General features: G+C 44.6%; 16 protein-coding genes, 1 rRNA gene and 1 pseudogene. 4 read left to right on the top strand and 14 right to left on the bottom strand.

The annotated features are described in order from the left end of the window. A 16S ribosomal RNA gene (locus WA407_RS19775) occupies window positions 1-203 on the bottom strand; the annotation flags it as partial. A gap of 1,117 nt (window positions 204-1,320) precedes the next feature. Further along, complete coding sequence (locus WA407_RS19770; RefSeq protein WP_336078197.1) at window positions 1,321-2,472, bottom strand: epoxide hydrolase family protein; 1,152 nt, start codon at window positions 2,470-2,472, stop codon at window positions 1,321-1,323. A gap of 506 nt (window positions 2,473-2,978) precedes the next feature. Here WA407_RS19770 and WA407_RS19765 point away from each other — a divergent pair. Next, the gene (locus WA407_RS19765) at window positions 2,979-4,295 is read left to right on the top strand and encodes an erythromycin esterase family protein (RefSeq protein ID WP_336078196.1); all 1,317 of its coding nucleotides are present in this window, start codon (window positions 2,979-2,981) and stop codon (window positions 4,293-4,295) included. A 122-nt stretch (window positions 4,296-4,417) separates the two neighbouring features. Here the strand turns inward: WA407_RS19765 and WA407_RS19760 are convergent, their stop codons facing one another. The 3 genes from WA407_RS19760 to WA407_RS19750 form a co-directional block, all read right to left on the bottom strand. Continuing rightward, the gene (locus WA407_RS19760; protein WP_336078201.1) at window positions 4,418-4,729 is read right to left on the bottom strand and encodes a dihydrofolate reductase family protein; all 312 of its coding nucleotides are present in this window, start codon (window positions 4,727-4,729) and stop codon (window positions 4,418-4,420) included. Between the two features lie 117 nt (window positions 4,730-4,846). Continuing rightward, on the bottom strand, window positions 4,847-5,608 hold the full coding sequence (locus WA407_RS19755) for an alpha/beta fold hydrolase (RefSeq protein WP_235307430.1): 762 nt from the start codon (window positions 5,606-5,608) through the stop codon (window positions 4,847-4,849). Window positions 5,609-5,680: 72 nt separating this feature from the next. Beyond that, window positions 5,681-5,947 (bottom strand): hypothetical protein, encoded by a 267-nt coding sequence (locus tag WA407_RS19750; protein ID WP_235307429.1) that lies wholly within the window; start codon window positions 5,945-5,947, stop codon window positions 5,681-5,683. Between the two features lie 63 nt (window positions 5,948-6,010). Between WA407_RS19750 and WA407_RS19745 the strand changes: the two genes are divergently transcribed. Continuing rightward, a protein-coding gene (locus WA407_RS19745) for an IS5 family transposase (protein ID WP_336078195.1) occupies window positions 6,011-6,774 on the top strand; the annotation gives its coding sequence in 2 pieces (ribosomal slippage) (window positions 6,011-6,347 and window positions 6,347-6,774; 765 coding nt in all). Between the two features lie 248 nt (window positions 6,775-7,022). Here the strand turns inward: WA407_RS19745 and WA407_RS19740 are convergent. Beyond that, complete coding sequence (locus WA407_RS19740) at window positions 7,023-7,709, bottom strand: TetR/AcrR family transcriptional regulator (RefSeq protein ID WP_336078194.1); 687 nt, start codon at window positions 7,707-7,709, stop codon at window positions 7,023-7,025. Window positions 7,710-7,847: 138 nt separating this feature from the next. Here WA407_RS19740 and WA407_RS19735 point away from each other — a divergent pair, with 138 nt between their 5' ends. Next, window positions 7,848-9,200: an MATE family efflux transporter gene (locus WA407_RS19735; RefSeq protein WP_254329683.1), complete on the top strand. Its 1,353-nt coding sequence runs from the start codon at window positions 7,848-7,850 to the stop codon at window positions 9,198-9,200. 124 nt (window positions 9,201-9,324) lie between these two features. Here WA407_RS19735 and WA407_RS19730 read toward each other — a convergent pair. Both WA407_RS19730 and WA407_RS19725 read right to left on the bottom strand, forming a co-directional pair. Continuing rightward, a pseudogene (locus WA407_RS19730) lies at window positions 9,325-9,717 on the bottom strand (SUMF1/EgtB/PvdO family nonheme iron enzyme); the annotation flags it as partial. Between the two features lie 324 nt (window positions 9,718-10,041). Beyond that, the gene (locus WA407_RS19725) at window positions 10,042-10,680 is read right to left on the bottom strand and encodes a glycoside hydrolase family 11 protein (RefSeq protein WP_039272535.1); all 639 of its coding nucleotides are present in this window, start codon (window positions 10,678-10,680) and stop codon (window positions 10,042-10,044) included. Between the two features lie 444 nt (window positions 10,681-11,124). On the opposite strand from WA407_RS19725, the gene WA407_RS19720 reads away from it, so the two are divergent. Then, complete coding sequence (locus tag WA407_RS19720) at window positions 11,125-11,343, top strand: DUF6809 family protein (RefSeq protein WP_254327123.1); 219 nt, start codon at window positions 11,125-11,127, stop codon at window positions 11,341-11,343. Window positions 11,344-11,510: 167 nt separating this feature from the next. Here the strand turns inward: WA407_RS19720 and WA407_RS19715 are convergent, their stop codons facing one another. From WA407_RS19715 to WA407_RS19690, 6 genes are all read right to left on the bottom strand, one after another. Further along, on the bottom strand, window positions 11,511-12,116 hold the full coding sequence (locus WA407_RS19715; RefSeq protein ID WP_069291221.1) for a TetR/AcrR family transcriptional regulator: 606 nt from the start codon (window positions 12,114-12,116) through the stop codon (window positions 11,511-11,513). Between the two features lie 6 nt (window positions 12,117-12,122). After that, a complete protein-coding gene (locus tag WA407_RS19710; RefSeq protein ID WP_235307427.1) occupies window positions 12,123-12,359 on the bottom strand; it encodes a hypothetical protein in 237 nt (78 codons plus the stop codon). 41 nt (window positions 12,360-12,400) lie between these two features. Beyond that, window positions 12,401-12,727: a VC0807 family protein gene (locus WA407_RS19705; protein WP_235307426.1), complete on the bottom strand. Its 327-nt coding sequence runs from the start codon at window positions 12,725-12,727 to the stop codon at window positions 12,401-12,403. A gap of 270 nt (window positions 12,728-12,997) precedes the next feature. Next, a complete protein-coding gene (locus WA407_RS19700; protein WP_025683111.1) occupies window positions 12,998-13,750 on the bottom strand; it encodes an amino acid ABC transporter ATP-binding protein in 753 nt (250 codons plus the stop codon). Window positions 13,751-13,765: 15 nt separating this feature from the next. After that, a complete protein-coding gene (locus tag WA407_RS19695; protein WP_023987212.1) occupies window positions 13,766-14,425 on the bottom strand; it encodes an amino acid ABC transporter permease in 660 nt (219 codons plus the stop codon). A 40-nt stretch (window positions 14,426-14,465) separates the two neighbouring features. Further along, window positions 14,466-15,233: an amino acid ABC transporter substrate-binding protein gene (locus tag WA407_RS19690; RefSeq protein ID WP_336078193.1), complete on the bottom strand. Its 768-nt coding sequence runs from the start codon at window positions 15,231-15,233 to the stop codon at window positions 14,466-14,468. Window positions 15,234-15,371: the final 138 nt, after the last annotated feature.

Below are 15,371 nucleotides of genomic sequence, written 5' to 3'. Positions count from 1 at the left end.
CTCCCATGCAGGAAAAGGATGTATCGGGTATTAGCTACCGTTTCCGGTAGTTATCCCTGTCTTGTGGGCAGGTTGCCTACGTGTTACTCACCCGTCCGCCGCTAGGTTATATAGAAGCAAGCTTCTACACAACCCCGCTCGACTTGCATGTATTAGGCACGCCGCCAGCGTTCGTCCTGAGCCAGGATCAAACTCTCCATTAAAGACCAACCGAGGCTGGTTTATAGAAAGAGCGATAAGCTCATTTTGAAACTGACGAGATAAAAATATCTCTTGTTTGATTTTGCGAACAAAATCGTTTTACTCACTCGTTGTTCAGTTTTCAAAGATCAATCATTTCCGGCCATATCAACACCGGGAATAATAATATATCATACTTCGACGATTCATGCTACTGGTAAATAATACCTCGTAGGTAATCCTTTGAATTTTTGAAGTCCATCTAACTATACATCACAGCCTATCTTACGACCGGATACATAATATATCATTTAAGTTTGCTGATTACTACATGTAAATTATACCAATTAATAACCGAGTTATCAAAATCAGTTCTATTACTGTACTGCTTATACTTACGAATTTGTTTTTCTTCATTAAAGGTACCGTGAATCTTTGACCATATCTACTGCATCCGATAAATGCTTTTCATGAATAGCAGTTAGATATCTTGTGACGACTTTTTGGGCATCATGCTCTTGATCAACAGTAGCGTCGAAAGTAGCCTGGTATTTGGCCGACCGACACAAACATAAGCCATATCTACTATATGATGCATCCCCCTTTTAGTTCCAAAAAAGGGACCATTAATACTGAAACGTTCCAATAATTATTTATACACATTTGGGGACGTGAAATAGACTAATTCATTCTCGTTCCTATTAAGCATGCTTTTAGGAACGAGAATGAATTGTATTTTTTTTACATTATTGAGGTATCGCCAGCAAACACGGTTTTACAACGTTAAGGAGCCTTATATTGAATTTCGTGAATCCGCCTTTAATAATGGATACTAACCCACATCATTTAAGGCAGATTTATTGATCCAATCGGCCTCAACTAGTAAGTTGGTCCTACTAGACCTAACATAAAATAAAAAAGGCTGCCACGGCAACCTTTTTGTTTCAACTAATGTACCCGTTAGCGTATCAGTGCGTATTTTAAAATTTGAAATACCTTTTAATAGCATTCGAATAAAAGATTTTATCCGTAGCTTTTTCATCAAACAAACGCTGAATCAATTGGTTGTTCGCACATACTCAAAAAGTCTATTCGCTCTTGAATATTATTCTAAGGTATCTGCTCCATCATAAACACTCACTATTCCACTCTATAAGGCTTGTAGAAGGTACGAATTTCTTGGGCTAAAAGCTCTGGCTCTTCCATGGCCGTAAAATGTCCACCACGAGCCATGATAGTCCAGCGAGTTATATTTAAATTGCGTACTGCCCAGTTTTTTGGTGGTAATACTATATCTGCTGGGAATAATGCAACCCCAGTTGGTACTTTTATATAGCCTAATGACGGCAGAGAATGTGAATTTTCGTAATACATCTGCGTTGACGACCCGATTGTGTTAGTAAGCCAATAAACCATGATATGCGTAATGAGTTCATCTTCGCTAAATCTTTGACGGAGGTCACCTCCACAATCACTCCAAGCTCGGAATTTTTCAATAATCCAACCGGCTAAGCCTGCTGGTGAATCAGAAAGTCCATACGCAAGAGTCTGTGGACGTGTCGATTGTATCGACATGTACCCTCCCTCTAGAGAAAGCCATTCTAATGCTCTTTTCTTGTATTGAAGTTCTTCCTCTGAAAGTTTTACCTGCTCATGGGACGTAAGTAGATCTCTTATGATACCAATATCTGTTAGGTGAATCCCGAATAAAAGTTCAGGATGGTTCGATGCCAGATATCTCGTAACTCCGGAACCTATATCCCCACCTGCTGCAGCAAACTTATCGTATCCTAATTCTTTTGTCATTAATTTAGCCCACATCTCGGAAACCTGATAATTGTTGACACCAGGATGGTCAGGAGAGCTAGAGAACGCAAAACCAGGTAATGAAGGGACAATGACATCGAAAGAATCCTTAGGATCACCTCCATAGCTAGCTGGATCTGTAAGAAGAGGAATAATCTTCTGATATCTAAGGTAACTATCTGGCCATCCGTGGGTTAGAATAATGGGCATGGGATTGGGACCCTTTCCGTACTCATGAACAAAGTGCACATCAACTCCATTGATCTTGCAGCGAAACTGGGAAAAACGGTTTAACTGAGATTCTTGTTCGCGCCAATCATACTGTTCTCGCCAATACGAAACAAGGGATTTTAAATAAGTTAAATCAACACCTCGATCCCAGCCTGAGTTTTCCAATTGATCCGGCCAGCGGATGTGGTGTAATCTTCTTTTCAAATCATCAAGGACTTCATCTGCAATGTGAATATGAAAACGTTCAACGGACATTATATTTCTCCTCCTTTTTTGCGCACATCTTAATGATATCCCTTGAACTGCTGTGGTACTATGCTAAAAATCGGGCATTTTTTTCGCCGTGGAGGACTTTAGTAACCTTCCTTATCCTCAACATTTTACAATTATCTTAATTACTTCAGCCTTTTGTTATGACTTCCAATTTCCCAACACCATAACACTTTCCGAAGCGCTCCGATTTTATTTGAATGGTTTTTAGACTAATGTAAATGGCAGCCGATCTTCTGAATTAGCTGTGCCTCTATTTATTTATCGAGATTACTTCGTCACGCTATCTTGCCCGTTAGTACAACATGGCCGATCCATGCCGGTAGCCGTGTCTTAGTTGTTTATTAAGCTATCGTGTCCCGTTAGATCAAATCAAATTTTGCCCCGACCAGACTTACCCGGGCTTATCACTAAGGGAGACATGTTTTGGGTTAATGAATGGACAAATCGGAAATAATTCACTCATACCGTCTAAAGGAGAGAACACATTCATGAATTCTAATGATAATCTATCAGAGCAGAATGCATATTTGAAAGAGCTGAATGCCTTATTTATCCCATTGGACGGAATGGAGAATCTAGACCGCATAGTTAAGGCCATCGGAGATGCAGATATTGTGCTGCTTGGCGAGGCAAGCCATGGGACGTCTGATTTTTACCGAGTTCGGGCCGAGCTTTCGAAGAAGCTAATTGCAAGCAAGGGATTTAACATTATCGGCGTGGAAGGAGACTGGCCCTCTGCTTATCGATTGAACCGGTATGTTAAAGGAATGAAGGGGGCCGATTCTTCGGCAACCGATGCACTGGGTGATTTTACTCGCTGGCCGACCTGGATGTGGGCGAATACGGATATTCGTGATTTCGCGGAGTGGCTGAAGGATTACAATGAGGTGAATCAAGGGGGCGGCAGTGGCTGTCCCAAGGTTGGATTTTATGGCATCGATATGTACTCGTTATGGGAATCGATGGAGGCAATCATCGGTTATTTGGAGAAGACCAAGTCTCCCCAGCTGGAACAGGCCCGCAGGACATACGCCTGTTTTGATCCATATAGCAGGGACCATCAGACTTATGGCATTGCGGCAGGATTGCTCTCGGAGAGCTGTGAGAAAGAAGTGATTGAGCTACTGAAGCAGATTCAGAGCCGGCGCATGGCGTATCCGGGAAGTGAGGAAGAACTAAATACGGAGGTGAACATGCTCGTCACTTCCAGCTCGGAGGCCTATTATCGTACGATGGTCCAGGGCGGCCCGCAGTCCTGGAATATACGGGACAGACATATGGTTCAATCACTGAAGCGAATCATGTCCTATTACGGCGCCTCGGCAAAAGCCATTGTCTGGGAGCATAATACGCATATCGGTGATGCGCGGGCAACGGATATGATGGCTGATGGCATGGTCAATGTGGGTCAGCTGCTGCGGGAGGATCCAGAACATCGTGTATTTGCCGTTGGCTTCGGAACCTATCAGGGCGAGGTACTGGCCGGAAGAGCTTGGGGAGCTCCGGTTGAGAAAATGACCGTGCCGCCCGGACAACCAGGAAGCTGGGAGTATTGCATGCACCAGGCGGGAGGCGGCCGGAATGGCATGGTAATGCTCACCGATGCATCTTCCATGCTGCATACGGTCATTGGCCACCGTGCCATCGGTGTGGTATATGAGCCTGCTCATGAGCGATTTGGCAATTACGTGCCTTCCAGCATGGCGGATCGTTATGATGCGTTTGTTCATCTCGACCAGACCATCTCCCTTAAGCCACTGCCTATCCTTCAGCCGGTTGCAACGGATGCTTTATTTTCAGAATAACAGCTCGCAAGAACCGTCTGTGGGATGCAGGGTAGCTGGGTATAGTTTACCGTCAGGCTCCGGATTATAATTATAAGACTGGCTCCAATATAAAACAGCGGCAGGCTCAGACTTTGTTTTTATCAGTCTGAGCCTTGGTGAAAAACGTTATCTTCTTTTGATGGACGGTACGTCAATTCAACTGCTCCCGAATGTAAGGTCTTGGTATAGACATGCTTAAGAGACATCGTCTTGATGTTATCTGTAAACAAACGCTTTCCACTCACCCATATAAACGGAAAGATCATGATCCGAAACTCGTCGACGAGATCATGCTTCATCAGCTTCCTAACTAACTCGCCGCTTCCAAGCACCAAGATGTTACTTCCGGGTTGCTCTTTGAGGTTCAAAACTTCTTCCTTGAGATCCCCTTGAGACGAGGGTTGCGTTCCAATTCATCTGGTGTTGCGTTTTCCTTCTTTAAAATGATTCGATCAAAGAATCCAGTTTCAGAAGTGAAAACTTCTTATCACCCCATTATAATACTTTGATTCAAGAGATACCCAATCTAATCACGTATGGTTCCTGTGACAAAACTGTCGGATACTAGTTGCTAGTTCTTCCGCATGAGTAAGGACAAGCATATGATCAGCTCCTTTGATTTCGGCAAACCTAATCTCAGGTACACGCTTGAAGTGCTCGGCGATATTATACATATCCGGCCATTCTATTGTTCCTTGTATAAATAACGTACTCGCTGCAATGTTCTCTAAACGTTCAATCGAAGGCGGCTCTGGCCAAAGGACATCAAAGCTCCTCCACTCGGTAAATACCCTTGTCATGTAGTGAGTATGCATTTCACTCAGAAATCTCCGGTGGGGGCTAGCCATCGTAGCCCGATAGATCGGTCCGGCTAAAGACAACTCTACAAGTTTTGAAATATCGGGAGCGGCCGCATTCACCGATGCTATATAATTGGTAAATTCTTGCGAATATGCAAACCCCGTTAATGAAGGGGCAATCACCACTAGCCGCTCAACCATAGAAGGATATGATAACGCAAAATCAGTCGCGACTTGCCCACCGATGGAATGGCCAACAAGTGTGACAAGATCCAGTCCGAGATGTTCGAGAAGTTTGCGCAAATCCTCCACAAGTGAAGTCGGCTCTTGCATAGCAGGCGAGCGGCCGGTTCCTCGACCATCGAAGGTAATGACCTTGAATGATTTTGCCAATTCAGGCACCATATATCTCCATACCCTTGAGTCGACACCTCCCGAGTGAATCATGACTATAGGGACTCCATTCCCTTCGATTTCGTAAAAAAGTTCCACCTTGTTCCCCTCCCCAGTGAGGTAATATTTTCTTGATTAGCATTTTAATCATGACTGAACATACAGTCTATATTAAAAAAAGATATCCACATCGAAAAAAAACAATATCTCATTGAATGCCGCGTGATTTGCGGCTTGGAGAGCTACTTTACGTAAATCAGAAGTTCTTACAAGACTTAAAACACCGAAATCCTTGAGCGGGTAAAACTTACATTGATATGAAGTCACTTTGAATAACTGCCCTTTAGTTGAATAGCGGCGGATATCAAAAGCGAATTCTTCGCTATTACGTGCTAAAAAAATCGGTGATAAAGTTCTCTTTTCTGTAATGTACTCCAATACTAGGGTGTGTCTTCAAACCAGAAATTGGTTCATATCGTTTCAGATGGTTAATTAAAGTAGATGAATACACGATACGAAATCAAAGATGATGAATGGCAGCGGATAAAAGACTTGTTCCCACCTGAACGAAAACCCCAAGGAGGACGGCCGGCAATAGACAATCGACATATGCTAAATGCGATGCTTTGGGTCGCACGTTCGGGCGCCCCATGGCGAGATTTGCCAGACCGGTATCCTCATTGGAAATCGGTGTATACTCGTTTCCGGCGCTGGCAAAAAGCTGGGATATGGGATCAGGTTCTTAAGCACGTTTCGCAAGAGCAGGACGATGAAAGCGTCATGATCGATTCCACCATTATACGGGTCCACCAACATGGCTCGGGAGCAAAAGGGGGGCAGCCAAGCAAGCAATCGGGCGTTCTCGAGGCGGACTCAGCACCAAGATCCATGGCGTAGTCGATGCCTTGGGAAACCCTCTTCGTTTTGAGCTAACGGGTGGGCAAGCTCATGACTCGGTGAAAGGATACGACTTACTTCGGACCCTAAAGCTCACAAAGAAACAGGTTTTAGCGGACCGAGCTTACGACACGAATGCCATCCGGGCTCTATTAGATAAACAGCAGGCGATTCCGGTCATCCCGAGCAAGAAGAATCGCCATGTTCGACCGGAATATGATCGGGATCTCTACAAAGAGCGGCATTTGGTGGAATGCTTTTTTAACAAAGTAAAACATTATCGTCGCCTGGCGACTCGCTATGATAAATTGGCGTGTACCTTCAAGGCCTTTTTGACGTTGGCTTCCATTATGATCTGGCTTGCTTGAGTTTGAAGACACGCCCTAGTTAATCTATCATTATTTTATATGACAATAACATCAACTTTATAAATGCTTCTTTTGATTTTATGCTTAGTAATTGAGTTGAAGATACATATTTCCTGTCTTGATGATTAATACAAGTAAATCACGTTTACAAAGGACAAAAGACAGACAGAAGATTATAAATTCACTAACAATTTAGGGTAAACGTAACCTAATTGAAACCGCCCATCCAATAACCGGATGGGCGGTTTTTACATACTACTTTCCTGCTCCTTTATCACCTGCTCAACCCCCAACAGAATCAGCTTCAATCCGAACTCAAACGCTCCGTCGGTCCCCATCAGCTCGAACAGCCCGTTCGTGAACATCCTCCGGAATAGTCCCACTTCTGTCTCGCTCATGGAATTCAGAAGGTGAATCATCTCCTCACCCGGAAGCGCTCCCTGGTCCTTGAGGATAGCGGAGACATTACGCTCATGCTGATAATCGTCTAGGACGAAGTAGGAGACATAGTTCACAAGCGTAGTAACCACTTGTATTTTCTGCTCTTGCTCAAGCGGCGTCGACTCCACGCAGAGTAGCATACGGTTGGTGAACCGGATGATGTCCGGTTCGTGGGGCAGCGTCATCATCATGAGTTGCGTGGAGCAGGGGGACCGGTAGAGCACACTCCGCATCGTTACCGCAAGCCCCGTCAGCTGCTCCTTCCAGTCCCCCTCGGAATGAAACTCCTCCAGAATCATTTTCGATACCTGGTTGGCCAAGCGCTGATAGAGATTCTGCTTGCTCTTGAAGTACCAGTACAAAGAGGGAGCCTGAATCCCTAGCCGGTCGGCCAATCGTCTCATACTGAATTTCTCGATACCCTCCTCTCCAAGAAGCTCCCACGAGGCTTCCAAAATCTTATCCTCCGAAATTTGAGGCTGCTTTTTTTTCATCGGTATCCGCCCTTTTATCTAACAGTGTAAGTTTATGCTTTACAGGTTCATAGGTTCATGATATCATCTAACACTGTAAGGTACAACCTAACACTGTTAGACTGAAGGACAAAATAAATAAAGAAAGTAGTGACTCGCATGGATGCAGAAAACCTCCATTACTTTGAAAAAGCACCGGTCGCAAAAGCCGTAGCTCACTTCGCTGTACCGATGATGCTAGGTACGTCAATGAATGTCATCTATTCCATCTTAAATGCCTATTTCCTTGGTACACTGGGCAATACTGCCATGTTAACCGCACTCGCACTAACCTTGCCGTTATTCGCGATCATTATGGCACTAGGCAACTTGATAGGCATGGGTAGTGGCACATTCATCTCCCGTTTGCTGGGAGAAAAAAAATATGACGATGTGAAGCATGTGTCTTCATTCGCCTTTTACAGCAGTTTAGTTCTCGGTCTTATCGTGATGGCGGTCGGTCTCCCGTTGATCGATCCAATCGTTCATGGCCTCGGGGCAACAACTAGCTCCTTCGGATTCACGAAGGACTATGTCACGATTATGCTTATTGGTTCACCATTCGTCGTATTATTCTTCACGCTGGAGAATATTGTGCGCTCCGAGGGTGCAGCAATCACGTCGATGATCGGTATGATTCTCAGTGTTGTCGTGAATATTATTCTCGATGCGCTAGTCATCTTCGTCTTCCATTGGAGCGTGATCGGCGTTGCGTCTGCTACGGTCATCTCTAATTTGGTTGCGAGTGCATTCTACGCCTTCCATATGGGATATAAGAGCCAATTCTTAACTGTCTCCGTAAAATGGTTTAAGGCTACCACGGATATTCTGAGCAATGTATTCAAAATCGGAGTTCCCGTCTTTGTTATGAGTATCTTCTTGGGTGCAATGTCGCTCATCTTTAACCATTTTCTTGTCGATTATGGGGATCAGGCCGTAGCGGCTTACGGAATTTCATCGCGCCTATTGCAATTTCCTGAGTTTATTCTGATGGGCTTATGCGAGGGAGTTGTGCCGTTGATTGCCTTCTCTTTTACAGCGAATAAATTACGCATGAAGCATACCATTGGATTTACAATCAAAGCTATTGTGACGTTAGCAATCGTGTTCGGTGTTATCGTCTATCTGATTTCCGACCACTTAATTGGTTTATTTACGAGTGACCCGCAATTAATTGAAATGGGTAGCTACATTCTACATGTGACGTTCTTATCCTTGTTCATTACAGGAATGACCTCGCTGTTTACCGGTATCTTTCAAGCAACAGCGCAAGGAACCGCCGCGTTTATTATGTCAGTTATTCAAGGAGTTACTCTGATTCCTGTGTTGTATATTGCTAATCGAATGAACGGATTCCACGGGGTGGTCTGGTCGCTTGTCATTTCGGATGCCGTTGCGTTCCTTGTTGGTGCCACCATGCTGTATGTTCTGCGGACCAAATTGCAGCCGGATTTGGATAATTTAGTACAGTAGAAAACATATAACATGCAAGAAGGCAGGATAAGGACACTCCCCGACCCTGTCTTCTCGGTGGGGTAGAACTGTATTAACCTAAACTGCCCGTTAGTTTAACCTTCATTTGTAGTGCCTTATTCGACTATTCTCTGCGAGCTATACGAAACCCTTGATCGGGACCAAAGCCATTCGCATCGAACTTGCCTCGGAATGATATCTCGTTGTTGCTGACGTTGCCGGACATATCGTATATTCCTAACTCGTTGGGTTTCTGGGTACCTATTGATTTTGTTTTATTATTGTTGCTCTCGATGATAGGCCAGTTCCAGTCTCCAGATAAGTACTTGTCTCCGGCATTTTTCCAATACCATGCGACCTCGTCGTCATTATTGCTTCCGCTGTATGTGTAGCCCTTGCTCGCCTGACCTCCGCCTGCTGCATATTCCCACTTTACTTCTGTAGGCAATCGGTAACTGTTAGCTCCCTCGTTGATCGTTGCTGTCCATTTTATATTATCGTTATCATTCTTATTGTCGCTATTAAAATAAATATTAATAGCTTTCTCATGGATAGATATCCTTTAAGCTGATAGGAAAAATAGTAGGCCGTGATGGCCTGCAACTCGCCTCCAGCAGCGTCGAAGGCCGTTCGCCTGGCAGGAAACGGCCTTCAACGCATCCGCACTGACGGATAGACTGGAGGGGAACGGTCATCGGCCTGTCTACAATACTTAGGGCTCGGTGAGTCCTCCATGATCGATTCATTTAAACCCTATCTATACAGACAGCTCTCAAAACCCGCTTATCCCGTGAGACAGTCCCAACCGCGCCTGTTCGTTGAACAGCTTGCAGTTGAGTGGTTACCACACCGTTACGTTAGAGCTCCCGCTACTCTGAAGCCCCTCTGTCGCCAACATCTGGTAAGACCAGTTACTTCCCAGATTCATTCCTTTGCTCGCCCATGCTTTCACGTGGTTGCTGAAAGTGATTGTGGAGTTGCCCCCGGTCGGTCTCTTCGACTGTCGAACACTCCAGTACTGAATAAACGTCGTTTTTTCGCCTTCAATGGAAGGTGCGTCGTATCGCATTGTTGTGTAGATGTCATATGTGCCCCCATCACTGGTCACCGTACCTTTATACGTTCCGGTAGGTCGATAAGTACCCCAGCTATCAACGACGTAATATTCGATGAGTGAGTTTCTCGTCCATCCGTAGAGAGCCAAATATCCATTACCGGACGGCGCCCAGACACCGGCATTGTAGTTGATCGTTCTGTTTGGCGATCCAGTAGTCCAGCCTTTGCCGACGACAAAATTCCCGGTATCCTTCCATGTTACGCTGTAATTACCGCCTGATCCATTAACAGCATTGACTGTCCCACCGCCATCGGTCCAATTTTGCCAATAGTCTGTCGCTGCACTTGAGGTTGTTGCAAACAACCCAAAACTCATGGAAGCTGCAAGAACTACCGTCATCATTTTCTTACTAAAATTAAACATACTCTACCTCCTAAAATTTTGTGTTTGTCCCATACACTTGCTTGTTGGTTGATTCTCTTTGCAGTATATCACCTATACGTTCCATATTCCGTAATTTTTTTTTACTTTAATCCCCTTTCTGAGTGAAATTATAGAATACTAGCGTTTGCATATAAACCTAGCAAATTAAAGCTTTAACTCTATTATGTTTAGCTTTCTTTGAATTTTATAGAATAATTCCAATATTACAGCGATGGGAAGCACCACCCGACAGCCTAGTGGCGCCTCATGTACATTTTTAACTCAGCTTATATACTAAAAAAAATTTATGCAAATAACGCATAAATATCAATATGCATCTATCACATGCAGTAAAATGTGCTTGGGTGATTAGCAGTGCATAATGGGAAATCTCGATTCACGTGAGGACAAACACTTAACTTTTCATAGGAGGTTTGATAAAAAATGATTTTAGAGGATATGTATTATGGGAAATGGCGTCCTAGTGAACAAATAAATTCAACCGACCCTGAATCGCAAAAAGTGAATCAAAAAATTAGTGATCTCATGGAGATGTTGAAAAGCAAATTACCAGCAGCATTCATTCACGGGTACCGGGCGGGGGCATTAACGATGATTGAAGTATTTAGCGAGGACAAGGAAATTGTTGATCCTAATAGATAGATAATGGAGGAGTTATGGTGGTGAGCCCGCTACGCATGCAGATTGTTCTTCCGATCGCTGTTATCCCTAGATTTCTCCTCAGTAGAATATAAACTTAAAGGTAAAATCCAGGGATAGCTGAACGAATGAATTATTTTAAGAGAATTTCAGACGAATGGAGGGGCTGCCTAGCCTCTTCCTGCGCCCAGCGCATTCATCAAGAACTCATAAATTTCCAGTTCGTTGATTTTATCGCCATCGGTCACTATGTTATGCTGAACTTGCAGTCCGTTCTTGAACACGGTGAACATCCGAGCTGTCCTGTCCGCATCGATTGAAACAGGGATAGCTCCATTCTGCTGTCCGACTTCGATCCACGTTTTGGCAGTGAGGATAGATGCTTCATGATAACGTTTCAGAATGCCAGCCACGGCGGGCTTATCCTGTTGGCTGAGTAGATAAATAAAAATCAGGCTGGCAGCGCTGTCCCCACTACCAATGTTACGAAGGCGTTCAGTTAAGGTGTTAAGCGGGGATTTGATTCCTTCTGGTCCTGCGGGAGTCCGGGCGACAGATTCAAAAAAGCGCTGATTGGTTTTCTCCATTCCCGCCTCCAGAATCATACCGAACAATTCATCTTTGCTTTTGACATAATGGTAAATGGCTCCTTTAGTCAGTCCGCTGCGATCCGCAATATCCTGTAGTGTCGTCGCCCGACAGCCTTTCTCCATAATCATCTTTTCGGCAATCTCAAGCAGCTTTTTTAGACTGTCGTTCATCGCTTTATCTTGCATAATCTTTTACCTCCCGTTTGTCTGTCTTTTTATTCGTCTAATGAAGCTCATATTCCACCAAATCGTCAATCCAATAAGCCCATAGGTGAAGAACGGCGATACGACCAGAAAGGTCGATATCGACATCGAATACACCAGCACTACTTTGATGAAGGCTTCCAACAGCAGGCTAAATCCCCACACCGCCGTTATCAGGCGAAAGTTAAACCGATAGCGCGGAAGTCCCTCCCATTTATCGTTCATCTGAGGATCATGGCCTGTAAATCTCTCGGCAAAATAATAAATCAATGGTCGGCCAAAAACAGCGAGCCTAGAAACACCATTCCCATAATACCAGCTACATAAGACTCACGCAGCAAAATGAAGCGTTCATCGCCGCCCAAGAGAACGGCCACGACGCCAAGAATCAGGCCGAGAAAGATGAAACCGGAGAACGCATCCGCCTTGCGCGTCCGTATAAGGCTGTAGAGCGAGTCGCATAGCGGTACGAGGGCAGCGATGGACAGAGCGATCAGACTGCTTGTGTGCGGAATTAACAAACGGTAAGCCAGATAAGGCAGTAAAATATTGATGATTAACGTAAAGATGATTTCGTTGCGAGATTTATTCATGATCGACTCTTCCTCTCATCATTCAAAACCTACCTTCGGTAGGTATCTTTCATTTTACATACCTTCGGTAGGTATGTAAAGATTAAAAATAATAATCTGTATACGAACCTCAATCTACATATTGCCCAAATGTGGCTACACAGTTCGCATACTCTATAACTACAAAAAGGAGATGGCGTTTGCCATCTCCCTTGCTTTTATTCTTCCCTCATACTTCCTGCTTAAAAACATATTGCTCACAGACACACACTCTAACAAGCAACTATTTTTTTAAGCCTCCACCCGATTCAAAAACACCTTGGTCCGTTCCAGCTGAGGATTGCCAAAAATCTGCTCTGGTGTACCGGATTCTGCAATTTCGCCATTATCCATAAAAATGACACGATCCGCCACATCTCTCGCAAAGTTCATCTCGTGGGTCACGATGACCATCGTCATATGTTCCTCAGCCAGCTTTTTGATAACTCGCAGCACCTCACCCGTCAGCTCGGGATCAAGGGCCGATGTCGGCTCATCAAACAGTAAAATATCAGGGTTCATCATCATTGCCCGGGCAATCGCCACGCGCTGCTTCTGTCCTCCCGACAGTCGGGATGGATACGCATCTGCTTTATCTGCCAATCCGACTTTAGCCAGCAACTCAGCGCTTTGGCGACGTAGCTCAGCCTTGCTCACCTTCTTCACCAGCTTCGGAGCCAGCTCCAGATTATCCTGCACCGTCAAGTGAGGGAACAGATTAAAATGCTGGAACACCATGCCCATACCGGTGGTAATGCCCTTAATGTCACCTGCCGGAGCGTACTGACCGTTTTCCACCAGTGCTTTATCATGAATGCGGATCGTCCCGCCTGTCACATCTTCCAGGTGTACCAAACTACGGAGCATGGTACTTTTTCCTGAACCTGAAGGACCGATGACGGCTACAACCTCGCCGGCTTTAACGTTAAAGCTCACTCTTTTCAGAACGTCGAGCTTGCCGAACGATTTTTTCAAATCGGTTACTTCTATTGCATTAGTATTCATATCCCGACATTCCTTTTACTCGAATTTAAAACGTTTTTCCAGCGCCCTAAAGAATAGCGTCAGCACCAAAGCTAACAACAAATAAATAACCGCCGCTACAACATAAGGTACAATCGAGAAATCACGGTTTACAGCCGTATTGGCAAAATGCAGCAGTTCCGGTACCGCTACTGCATACAGTAGTGCCGTATCTTTTACCAGTGTTGTCGCTTCATTGGTTACCGCAGGCAAAGCAATCCGTACCATTTGCGGCACAATGACTCTAATCAGTGTCTGCGACTTGCTCAAGCCCAGCACTTGCGAAGCCTCGTATTGCCCTTTATCAATCGACAACATCCCGCCTCTAAAAATTTCTGCAAAATAAGCCGCATAATTCAGTACAAATGCCAGTACCGCAGCCGTTGTCCGGTCCAATACCAGATACTCCCCAATGACAGGCAACATCGGCAGACCAAAACAAAAGAACAATAATTGCAGCAATAGCGGCGTACCGCGTATAACATAAATGTACGTATGCATCAGCCAGGCGATTGGCTTAATCCGGCTTTTGGCCAGCAACGTAACGATAAAACCCAATGGAATAGACAAGATGAGCGTGATGAAAAATAAAATAACCGTCATCTGTGCCCCTTCAAGCATAGGCTTCATAATTCGTAAAATATATTCCATACTCATGACCTTCGACTCCTAAACCCTTAGTTCAATACACTACGTATTAATTTAATACTTTATCTTCACCAAACCACTTTTTCGAAATTTCAGCAGCTTTTCCGTTCTTGTGCAGCTCATCCAAAGCAGATTGCAGCTGCGTCAACAGCTCTTCATTTCCTTTTTTCACACCGATGCCGTATTCCTCAGGGGCCAATGATTCATCAAGCAGCTTATACGTCCCTTGTTCCTTCGACATATAATACTTGGCAACGACTTCATCAATGACAACCGCATTCAGACGTCCGGTTTTCAAGTCTGTCAAAGCGAGAACATTATCCGGGAACTCGGACACTTGCTTCAATTTACTTTTGATCGGATTCGCATCCAATGCATCGGCTGCTGAAGACAGCGTCTGGAGTCCGACCGTTTTGCCCGTCAGATCAGCCAGCTTGGAAAGACTGGAAGTAGCCGGAATGACAATCACCTGACTGTTTTTCAGATATGGCTTTGTGAACAGCACTTTTTCCTTACGCTCATCCGTAATGGTGTATCCATTCCAAATGAGATCAATACGTCCGCTGTTCAGCTCGGATTCTTTGGCAGACCAGTCAATCGGCTGAAATTCCACCTGTTTACCCATTTGTTCCCCGGCCGCTTTCGCATAATCAATATCAAAGCCGGTCAGCTCGTTATTTTCATCTCTAAAGCCCATCGGGGCGAATTTATCATCAATTCCAATAATCAATTTACTGTCATCCTTACCGCTGGAACATCCGGCCAACACGATCATCATCAATCCAATCAACATCGTAAACATGGCTGCTTTTCTCATCTTATTCCCCTCCAACAATGGTGACCCCCGTATCCAAGAACAGGTGGCAAACGCTTTAGTTCGTTAACACGTTATCAGAGTATCATCATAACATACTGCAGGATACTCGTCGAGAGGAATAAGCGGAATCTTAGCCTT

Source organism: Paenibacillus sp. 203 (assembly GCF_037027525.1).
Lineage (GTDB): Bacteria > Bacillota > Bacilli > Paenibacillales > Paenibacillaceae > Paenibacillus > Paenibacillus polymyxa_B.
The sequence above is the reverse complement of the archived record's forward strand: the minus strand, read 5'-3'. Positions and strand labels throughout refer to the sequence as shown.